This window comes from Myxococcus sp. AB036A (assembly GCF_006547355.1).
GTDB lineage: Bacteria > Myxococcota > Myxococcia > Myxococcales > Myxococcaceae > Myxococcus > Myxococcus virescens.
Genome location: NZ_VHLC01000173.1, coordinates 1 through 10,087, shown reverse-complemented (window position 1 = coordinate 10,087; position 10,087 = coordinate 1). Strand labels below are relative to the sequence as shown.

The window sequence follows — 10,087 nt, the reverse complement described above, 5'->3', positions numbered from 1 at the left end:
CCCCCTCCGCAGCACGACGGAGACGACCCGCCCCCTGGGCGCGCGCCCCGCCGCGGGCACGGCTCCACAGCGCGTGCTGTTGGTGGATGACAGCCGCTCCATCCGCACGCTGCTGAAGATCTACCTCATGGCTCGCAACTTCGAGTTCCTCGAAGCGGAGTCCGCCGAGGAAGGCCTCAAGGTGTCGGAAGCGGAGCCGGTGGACCTGGTCCTCACGGACTTCCACATGGATGGGATGAACGGCGCGGACTTCGCCGCGCAGATTCGCGCCAGCGCCAACCCGCGTCTGGCCAAGGTGCCCATCCTGATGATGACGGGCGACCCGAACGTGGCGGAGGTGCGCGCGCTGGGTCAGAAGGCCGGCATCAGCGCCTTCGTCCGCAAGCCGGTGAGCTGCGCGCAGCTCATGACGCTGGTGGACACCATCCTCCCGCTGCCGCGCAAGTAGCGCGCCGCGCCCCTCTGGGCGCCGCTTCACTCACGCCGGGTTCCGGGCCGCCGCAGCGGCGCGGGCCCGGCGTTTTCGCAGGGCTTCACCCACGCGGATGGCCATCAGGAGGGCCAGCACCGCGCCGTAGATGAGCGGCTCGGTGACGTCCTTCTTCACGCGCCACACGAAGTGCACCACGCCCAGCGCCGCGGCCCCGTAGGCCAGCCGGTGCAGGCGCTGCCAGCGCGGAAAGCCCAGCCGCCGCACCCACCGGTTCGTCGACGTCACGGCCAGGGGCACCAGCAGCACCAGCGCGGCGAAGCCCACGGTGATGAAGGGGCGCTCGGTGACGTCCGCCCACAGCGCGCCCCACGCCAGCCCCTGGTCCAGCACCGCGTACACGAGGAAGTGCGCCACCGCGTAGGTGAAGGCCAGCAGGCCCAGCGTGCGGCGCACGCGCGCGGGCCACGTCCACCCCGCCACCAGCCGCAGCGGCGTGCACGTCAGCGAGGCCACCAGCAGCACCAGCGCCAGCAGCCCCGTCTGGAGGAGCGCGGCTTCAATCGCGTTGGGCCCCAGCTCACCCCGGGGCCCCTGGACGGCGAGCATCAGCAGCGGCGACAGGCCCCCCACGACGAGCGCGGGGTTGAGCCAGGGATATGGAGACGAGGCCATGGCGCGGGGACTCAGTAGAACCGGCGCAGGTCCATGCCGGTGTAGAGGTGGGCCACCTGCTCCGCGTAGCCGTTGAAGGGCAGCGTGGGGCGGCGCTCGAAGTCACCGATGCGGCGCTCGCTGGCCTGGCTCCAGCGCGGATGGGGCACGGACGGATTCACGTTGGCGTAGAAGCCATACTCGCGCGGCGCGGACAGGCGCCACGTCGTCATGGGCTCCTCCCGCGTGAGGCGGATGCGGACAATGGACTTGATGCCCTTGAAGCCATACTTCCAAGGAACGACGAGCCGCAGCGGCGCGCCGTTCTGGTTGGGCAACTGCCGGCCGTAGAGCCCCGTGGCCAGCAGCGTGAGCGGGTTCATCGCCTCGTCCAGGCGCAGTCCTTCCGTGTACGGCCAATCCAACAGGGCGCGGCGCTGGCCCGGCATCTGCTCCGGGTCCAGCAGCGTGGTGAAGGCGACGTACTTCGCGTGGCTGGTGGGCTCCACGCGCTGGAGCAGCGCCGCCAGCGGGAAGCCCAGCCACGGAATCACCATGGACCAGGCCTCCACGCAGCGCATGCGGTAGACGCGCTCCTCCAGGGAGAACCAGGACGTGAGCTGCTCCACGTCCACCGTCTGCGGCTTGTGCACCTCGCCGTCGATGACGACGCTCCACGGCTTCGGCTTCAGCGTGTGCGCGAAGCGGGCCGGGTCGTTCTTGTCGAAGCCGAACTCGTAGAAGTTGTTGTAGGTGGTGACGTCCTCGTAGGGCGTGCGCGGCTCGTCCGTGTCGAAGGGGCCCATCGCCTGCGCCACCGGTTGCTCCACCAGCCCCGCGTCCGGGACGAAGCGGTCCATGGGGCGCGTCTGCTTGCGGCCCAGCAGGTGCAGCCCTCCGGCGACGGCGACAGCCGTGCCCGCGAAGAGGCCCGCGTTCTTCAGCAGCTCACGCCGGCGCAGGTACGTCTTCTCGGGGGTGACTTCGGAGCTGGGCGGCTCAGCGGGCGGCTTGTCGCGCATGGCCCCTGTATAACGGCCCAGGCCGCCCGCGCGTTACCGGGCAGTGCCTTCCTGTCCCGGGAGCGTCCCGGCGCTCTGCGTCAGCGCGGTCTCACGGGCACGGGCGTCCTTCAGGCGCCACAGCCGCCACCAGGGTGTGCCCGGAGACTCGTGGTGCTCCCAGTGGTAGCCGAAGAAGAAGCACGACAGCAGGGCCCACAGGTGGTTGCGCGGCAGCGTGCGCGCGTGGTGCGGGGCCATGTCCGGCGTCTCCGGGCGCCGGTGCGGCAGGTAGGTGCCGAAGTAGAAGAGCTGCAACGTGCCCAGCACCGAGGGCAGCACCCAATAGCCGAGGATGTGTGGCTGGGAGACGCCCAGGAAGAGCAGCACGTTGAACTTGGCCGCCATCACCCCCAGCTGGGGCAACGTGGTGTAGCGGGCCATGAAGGTGCCCAGCCACGGCCAGAAGGACTGGCTGTGGGTGGAAAAGTCCGGGTCCGCCTCGCTCGTGGGCCGGGCATGGTGGGCACGGTGGTTCACCACCAGGCGACGGTAGGACAGCCCCGCGAAGAGGAAGCAGGCGACCGTGCCCACGGCCTCGTTCACCCAGCGCCGGCCGGACACCGTGCCGTGCATGGCGTCGTGGCCGGTGATGAAGAGGCCCGTGCACAGCCAGGCCTGGAGAGCGACGTGCAGCCAGGTGAGCGGCTCCACCCACGGCAGCTCCGCTCGTGTCAGCGCCCAGGCAAGGTGCCCACCCCACGCGCCCATGATGACGAGCGCGATGACGACGCCCCAGGGACCGGGCGGCGCTGGACGGAGTTGGCGGGCGGAAGTCTCCATCTCTCCTGCTTTCTGGCCATCGCCGGCCCGCCGCGCATGGGAAATGCCCAGGCGGCGGGGCGGGGCAATGGGCCGGTGGCTACTTCTTCACGTCGCGTACCAGCTCCTCCGCGGTGACGTAGCGCGGCTCGATGTCCACCGGCACGTCCTTGAGGCGCTCCAGCACGCGCTGCACGGGCGGGCGCACCACGCCGTGCTTCGCCAGCAGCGCCTCGGCGGCCTTCCGGTCGCCTCGGCCCTGAATCTCCATGAGCTGCTTCGTCAGCGAGATGACGGCCTGCTTCATCTTCGCCGGCACCACGGAGAAGGTGCCGTCCGCGTTCACCTTCACCGCGCCGGTGTCCAGGAAGGAGTTGAGCTGCACGGCGATGCCCTTGCCGTGCGCCTCGTCCACGCCGAAGCGGATGGAGCGGAAGGCGGAGGCCAGGAACGTCGTGTACATGGTGCGCTCCAGCGACTTGTCGATGACGCCGGTGTCCACCAGGCGCTGGAGCGCCCACAGGCCGGAGATGTCCGCCTTCGCCTCTTCGATGGCGCTGGAGGCCGCCTGGAGTTCCTTGCGCACGGTGGTGGCCTTGCCACCCACGGTGATGTTGCTGGGCCCCAGGCCGTGCATCAGCTCGTGCATCAGGATGTGCGTGAAGAAGGCATCGAAGGAGACGTCCTTCTGGTCCGCCGGGGTGAGGGCCACCTTGGCGATGGGCAGCAGCACGCGCTCGAACTTGGCCTCCTGCACGTTCTTCAGCATCACGCGCTTGGAGCCCATCTTCTCCGACACCCGCTCGTCGTTGGGCAGGTTGAAGGCGGCCGTCTGCACGCCCCGGTTGCCGTCACCGGAGGAGAACAGGCTGTTGATGACGCGGATGGGCGCCAGCGCGCCCAGCTTCGGGTTGCGCAGCTTCGGGTCGATGGGGAGGTTGTTCTCCAGCCCCTGGAGCTGCCCGCTGAACTTCGCCAGCTTCTGCGTCTCCGCGTCGTCGCGCAGGCCCACGAAGGCCTCGAAGGCGGCCTTGTAGTTGAACCACTCGTCCTCGTAGACCTCGTAGGGCCCGATGGTGGGCTCGATGCTGGCGTCCAGCTCCATCCACGCCACCTCGCTGGCGTAGTAGTCGTTGGACAGGAACGCGTCCGCGCGCGAGGTGAGGAACGCCTTCAGCGTGGGCTGCTGGGTGAGCGCGGCGGCCTCACGCAGCAACGCGGCGGCCTGGGCCAGCTCGCCCTGGTACTCCACGCTGTAGGGCACCGTGATGAAGCGGCCGTCCGTGCCGCGGCGGATGGTGGTGTAGAAGCCGGTGGCCTCCTTCTGCTGCGCCTCGGGCAGCGACTTCACCCACGCCTCCACCTCCGCCTGGGTGGCGCCCGCCGGATAGAAGTTCGCGGACGCGGGCTTGGCCGGCACACCCGGAATGAAGGGCCGCGCCTCGTCGAGGCTGTTCCAGGGCCCCTTGTCCAACAGGAACGCCTGCAGCCGCGCGCGGCCCAGCGGCGTCGTGTCCCGAACCAGGTCCAGCAGCAGCGACTCGTTGCCCGCCCACCGCTGACGCAGGAAGAGTGCGTCCATCAGCTTCGAGGCCTGGACGATGCGGGCCAGGGCGCGGCGCTCGGACTCCGGCAGCGCCTTCAGGTCCACCCGGAGTTCCACCGGGGCGAAGCGCACCGTCAGGCGCTGGAGCTCCGCGGCATCCGGGAAACGGGCAGGGGGCGTCTTCTCTGCGGCGGTGGCGGCGCCCGACAGCATCGCCGCGCCGAGCAGGGACAGGAGGGTACGGTTCATGTCCCCTTCCCTACTCCAACCCGGGCCCACCCTCCCAGCGGTCCTCACATCTGAAAACCCAACGTCCCACATTTCCCCCTCATTCGCACGCACCCGGAAGGGGCCACCCGCACACCCGTCCCTGTGCGGGCGGACGGGCGGACGGTCCGGACTCGACAAGCGGATTTCCATGGTTAAGGGAAAGCGACGCTGGCGCCCCACCGGGCGCCCCGGAGGCCCCTGTCACCATGACCGTCGAAAACGCCCCCCAGCGGGAGACCCACGCATTCCAGGCGGAAATCAATCAGCTCCTCAGCCTGGTCATCAATTCGCTCTACAGCCACAAGGAGATTTTTCTCCGCGAGCTGGTGTCCAACGCTTCCGACGCGCTCGACAAGCTCCGGTTCCGCGCGATTACGGAGCCGGAGCTGCTGGCGGACGAGCCGGCCCTGGAGCTGCGCCTCATCCCGGACGAGGCGAAGGGCACCCTCACCATCGAGGACACCGGCATCGGCATGTCGCATGACGAGCTGGTGAAGAACCTGGGCACCATCGCCCACTCCGGCTCACGCGAGTTCATCGAGGCGCTGGCGCAGAAGGGCCAGCAGAAGGACATGCAGCTCATCGGCCAGTTCGGCGTGGGCTTCTACAGCGCCTATCTGGTCGCGGACCGCGTGGAGGTGGTCAGCCGCGCCGCTGGCCAGGGCCAGTCCGCCTGGCGGTGGACGTCGGAAGCCAAGGGCTCCTTCACGGTGGAGCCCGCCGAGCGCGCCGCGCGCGGCACCTCCATCATCCTGCACCTGAAGGAGGACCAGAAGGAGTTCCTGGGCGAGTGGCGGCTGCGGTCGCTCATCACGCAGTACTCCGACTACGTGGGCCACCCCATCAAGCTCCAGGTGAGCAAGACGACGGGGACCGGCGACGAGGCGAAGACGGAGACGTCGCTGGAGGTGGTCAACAAGGCCAGCGCCCTGTGGCAGCGCTCCAAGTCCGAAATCACGGACGAGCAGTACCAGGAGTTCTACAAGCACCTGACGCACGACTGGGAAGCGCCGCTGGCGTGGACGCACTTCAAGGCGGACGGCAACACCCAGTTCACCGGCCTCCTCTTCGTGCCCAAGCAGCCTCCGTTCGATTTGGACGCGCAGCAGCAGCGCGGGGTGCGGCTGTTCGTCAAGCGCGTGTTCATCATGGACCGCTGCGAGGAGCTGGTGCCGCAGTGGCTGCGCTTCGTGCGCGGCGTCATCGATTCGGACGACCTGCCGCTGAACGTGTCGCGCGAGCTGCTCCAGGACTCGCAGGTGGTGCGCGCCATCCGCAAGCACGTGGTGAAGAAGTCCGTGGACCTGCTGGAGAAGCTGGCCAAGGACAAGCCGGACGACTACCTCACCTTCTGGAAGGCCTTCGGCACGGTGCTGAAGGAAGGCCTGGCCACGGAGGCCGAGCAGAAGGACAAGCTGGGCGGCCTGCTGCGCTACGAGAGCTCGCGCGAGGAGGGCCTGACGTCCCTGGCGGACTACGTGGGCCGCATGAAGGAAGGCCAGGAGGCCATCTATTACGTCTACGGCGAGTCCCGGAAGGCGGTGGCGGACAGCCCCCACCTGGAGGCCCTGAAGCAGCGCGGCTTCGAGGTCCTCTACATGACGGACCCGGTGGACGAGTGGGCCGCGCAGGGCCTGCGCGAGTTCCAGGGCAAGCCGCTGGTGTCCGCGCTCCAGGCGGACCTGAAGCTCCAGTCCACGGACGAGCAGAAGAAGGAGCAGGAGCAGCACGCCGAAGGCCTGAAGACGCTCACCACGAAGATGAAGGACGTGCTCCAGGAGTCGGTGCGCGAGGTGCGCGTGACGGACCGCCTGACGGACTCGCCCGTGTGCCTCGTCGTGCCGGAGGGCGGCTCGCCGGCCTACCTGGAGCGCCTGCTCCAGCAGCGCGGCCGGGGCGCGGGCATGCCGCGCATGAAGCGCATCCTGGAAGTGAATCCGAAGCACCCCGTCATCGAGCACCTGAAGGCCGTGCATGACCGCGACCCGACCGCAACCCAGGTGGCGGAGTGGATTGAGCTGCTCCACGACCAGGCGCTGCTCACCGAGGGCAGCACCATCGCCGACCCCAACCGCTTCGCCCGCCGCATGACAGGGCTGTTGACGCAGGTGGCGGCCCTGGCGGCGGCGCCCGCTCCAGCGCAGGCCCCCGCCTCGGCGACGGCGAGCTGAGACGCCGTCACCCACGCCCCCTCTTGCTTCGAGAGGGGGCGCCCGCAGCCCGGGCGGGCGCCTGGTGCGCCCGGCTGCTTCAGGGAGGCCCCGGACCCGGGGAATGCCCGACCCGGGGCGGGGGTATCGGCTTCCCCGGGGCGCGTCGGCTATCGTCCCTCGGAATATCGAGGGGAGTCCGACGACATGAAGCGAGTGGTTCTGGGGTTGTTCGCAGCCGTGGTCCTTCATGCGTGCGCAGCGCACGAAAAGACGGGAGACCGCGCCGCGGCCGTAGGGGATTGGAAGGCCGCGTATGCGTCCTACCGGCAAGCGCTGGCCAGCGAGCCGGACAGCCCCGAAATCAAGCTCAAGTTCGACGCGGCCCGCACCAAGGCGCTCCAGGATGCGCAGCAGCGGGCGCAGACGTGCGCACAGGTGAATGACTGGGGCTGTGCGCTCGCCGAGTCCGACTTCGCCCTGTCCGTGGAGCCGGGCAACGCGGAGATTGCGTCGTTCCGCGCGAACGCGGCGCAGCAGGTGGCGATGGGCCAGTTGGACACGGCCGTCGAGCAGGCGCAGCAGGGACAGTACGCGGAGGCCGCCTCGCTGATGGACCGGGCGCTGCAGCTATCCCCGGTGCCCGAGGTCAAGACGCGCGCGGAGGACGTGCGGCGCATCATCACCACCCAGGGGCGTGCCCAGGCAGACCGGTACCTGCACGAGGGCAACTTCATCGCGGCCCACGAGCTGGCGCAGTTGGTGCTGCGGCTGGACGCCTCCACCTCGGCGTGGGCGCAGAACATCGCCGCGGAGTATGAGCACTTCATCACCGAGGAGGTCGAGCGGCTGTCGCGCGAAGGTGACGCCGCGCGGGCGCAGCGTGACTGGGGGCGCGCGCAGCAGAGCTACGGCGCCGCGCTGAGCCTGCGGCAGGGTGGCCGGGCCGCGCCGCTGGAGGCGTACGTGCGCCACATGGCCCTCGCCGACCAGCGCATCGCGGGCCGCGACTGGAACGGGGCGGCGGATGCCTACCATGTGGCGCTGCGCACGGGTCAGGACGACGGATATGCCAACCACCAGTTGGAGCGGGTGCAGCTGCGGCCCTACCGCGTCGTGCTGCGCTCGGTGCTGGTGACGCCGGGCCGGCCGGATGGCCGGGCGTGGGTGGGCGCGTCGAACGACATCTTCACGCGGCTGGCCAACCGGGTGACCCAAATGGCCCGGCAGCGTGGCATGACGGACCTGGTGAAAGACCTGGCCATGAGCATTCCGCGTGAGAATCGCCCGAGGCTGCGCATCGAGGTCCATCATCCGGATGGCATGCACCTGACGACGCAGGGGCGTGACGGCATCTACACGGCGTATGACGCGGAGTTCGTCGCTGTCGCCAATGCCTTCGACGACCGGCGGGTCGGCTTCCAGGTGTACATGGACGGGCCGAACGGGAGCGAGCTGCTCGGCTCGGTGGACGTGCCCATGCGCGAGCTGGTGGAACACCGCGAGGTGTCGCTGGAGGGCCGCTCGGTCATCGCGCTGATGCTGAGCACCGGCGGTGATGGCCGTCAGCCGGGCCCGTATGCCGGCATGGCGCACGTGCTGCCGCCGCCTCCGCCCGGCACGCCGCCGCCGGGCCGCGGCCACGCCGCCACGCCGATTCCCTGACGTCCCAAGGGGCCGGGAGCACGGCTTCCGGCCTCCAGACACGGTGTCACCACGCCCGGAGCATCGTTCCGGGCGTGGGCAACGAGCAGCTGCACACCCGCGCCCCGAACGCCCCTTAACGCGGCAGGCGGAGCCGGAACGTAGAGCCCGTGCCAACGACGCTCTCCACCTCGATGTCCCCCCCGTGCGCCCGGGCAATCCGGCGGGACACGGAGAGACCCAGCCCCACGCCGGGGATGTCCTTCGCCGCGGTCCGGCTGCGCTTGAACGGCTCGAAGAGGGTGCCCAGGTCGTCGGGCGGAATCCCCACGCCTTCATCCGTCACGGACACCGACACGTCGCGCTCCGAGGACTCCAGCCGCAGCGACACCACCCCGCCCTCGGGCGAGTACTTGATGGCGTTGCTCACCAGGTTGGTGAGCACCTGCGACAGCCGCGTCGAATCACACCGCCAGGGCACGGGCGAGTCCGGCACGGAGCACTCCAGCCGGTGGTGCTCGCTCGACGGCCGATGGAGCTCCACCACCTCCTCCACCAACCCGCGCAAGTCGCACTCCTCCAGGCGCAGCTCCAGGTTCCCCGCCTCGATGCGCGTCCGGTCCAGCAGATCGCCCACCATGCGCTCCAACCGGTCCACCTGGTTGGAGATGCGCACCAGCGAATCCCGTACCTTCTCCGGCGGAGGCGCCGTCTTGGCCCGCAGCAGCATCTGCGCCGACAGCTTCAGCGCGTTGAGCGGCGTGCGCAGGTCGTGCGCCACGCCCGCGAGGAACTGGAGTTGCCGCGCGTCCTGACTGGTGACGGTCTCCGCCATGTCGTTGAACTCCGCGCCAATCTCCTGGAGCTCCGGCGGCCCCGCGCGCGCCACCCGGGATTCACGCCGGCCTGACTTGAACGCACTCAACGCGCGGCGGATGGCCACCAGCGGCCGGTAGATGCTCGTCTGCGCGATGGCGAGGAACAGCACCACGCCCGTCAGCACCGACACCGCGAGCAACGTTCCAATGAGCCGCCCCGTTCGCCGCACGGCGGTCGCCTCGTCGCGAGCCGCGCGCGCCCGCGCGATGCTGGAGTCCATCACCGCCCGCGTCGCATCCACTGCCTGCGCCAACCGGCGCCGCCGGTCCGGCTCCGGCGCATTGAGATAGGCCTCGACGCTCGCGCGGGAAGCCGCCACCAGCCCGCGCTCCGCCTCCGTCTCCGTGTACATCTCGACATGGGCCAGCCGCTCTGGCACCTCGCGCACCAGCGCGTCCACGCCGACGGGCGGCCCGATGTCCGTGGGCCCGATACCTTCCACCTCGTGAGCGTACTGGAGCAGCAGCAAGGTGATTTCCAGCTCGGCCGCCGCGCGCACCCGCTCCGCCGCGTCGATGAGGCTGGTGGTCTGCCGCTGCAGCAGGGTGGTCATCCAGAAGAGTCCACCCGCGGACCCCAGCCCCAGAACCGCAAGGAGTACCGCTCCGAGGGTGAGGAAGGTCCGCAACCGCATCACGCCCTCCAGGGGAAAGCATCACCCTACCTGATGCGTGGCGCGAACGGGCATCCC

The 10,087-nt window shown here is 69.8% G+C and carries 8 protein-coding genes; 3 read left to right on the top strand and 5 right to left on the bottom strand.

All coding sequences use genetic code 11. From position 1 onward, the window contains the following. Window positions 1-448 (top strand): response regulator (locus FL344_RS37120; protein ID WP_141258779.1); only part of this gene is annotated, 448 nt, incomplete at its 5' end. A 30-nt stretch (window positions 449-478) separates the two neighbouring features. Here the strand turns inward: FL344_RS37120 and FL344_RS37115 are convergent. The 4 genes from FL344_RS37115 to FL344_RS37100 form a co-directional block, all read right to left on the bottom strand. Then, the gene (locus FL344_RS37115; RefSeq protein ID WP_141621827.1) at window positions 479-1,105 is read right to left on the bottom strand and encodes a sulfite oxidase heme-binding subunit YedZ; all 627 of its coding nucleotides are present in this window, start codon (window positions 1,103-1,105) and stop codon (window positions 479-481) included. A gap of 11 nt (window positions 1,106-1,116) precedes the next feature. Then, complete coding sequence (gene msrP / locus FL344_RS37110; RefSeq protein WP_141621826.1) at window positions 1,117-2,106, bottom strand: protein-methionine-sulfoxide reductase catalytic subunit MsrP; 990 nt, start codon at window positions 2,104-2,106, stop codon at window positions 1,117-1,119. A 33-nt stretch (window positions 2,107-2,139) separates the two neighbouring features. Then, a complete protein-coding gene (locus FL344_RS37105; protein WP_141621825.1) occupies window positions 2,140-2,928 on the bottom strand; it encodes a fatty acid desaturase in 789 nt (262 codons plus the stop codon). Window positions 2,929-3,007: 79 nt separating this feature from the next. Beyond that, complete coding sequence (locus FL344_RS37100; protein WP_141621824.1) at window positions 3,008-4,702, bottom strand: hypothetical protein; 1,695 nt, start codon at window positions 4,700-4,702, stop codon at window positions 3,008-3,010. Window positions 4,703-4,929: 227 nt separating this feature from the next. Here FL344_RS37100 and htpG point away from each other — a divergent pair, with 227 nt between their 5' ends. Together htpG and FL344_RS37090 are read left to right on the top strand one after the other, a co-directional pair. Next, window positions 4,930-6,894, top strand: a complete 1,965-nt coding sequence (gene htpG / locus FL344_RS37095) for a molecular chaperone HtpG (RefSeq protein ID WP_141621823.1) — start codon at window positions 4,930-4,932, stop codon at window positions 6,892-6,894. Window positions 6,895-7,080: 186 nt separating this feature from the next. Beyond that, a complete protein-coding gene (locus FL344_RS37090; RefSeq protein WP_141621822.1) occupies window positions 7,081-8,538 on the top strand; it encodes a hypothetical protein in 1,458 nt (485 codons plus the stop codon). 115 nt (window positions 8,539-8,653) lie between these two features. Here FL344_RS37090 and FL344_RS37085 read toward each other — a convergent pair whose 3' ends face one another. Then, a complete protein-coding gene (locus FL344_RS37085) occupies window positions 8,654-9,949 on the bottom strand; it encodes a sensor histidine kinase KdpD (protein ID WP_228558632.1) in 1,296 nt (431 codons plus the stop codon). Window positions 9,950-10,087: the final 138 nt, after the last annotated feature.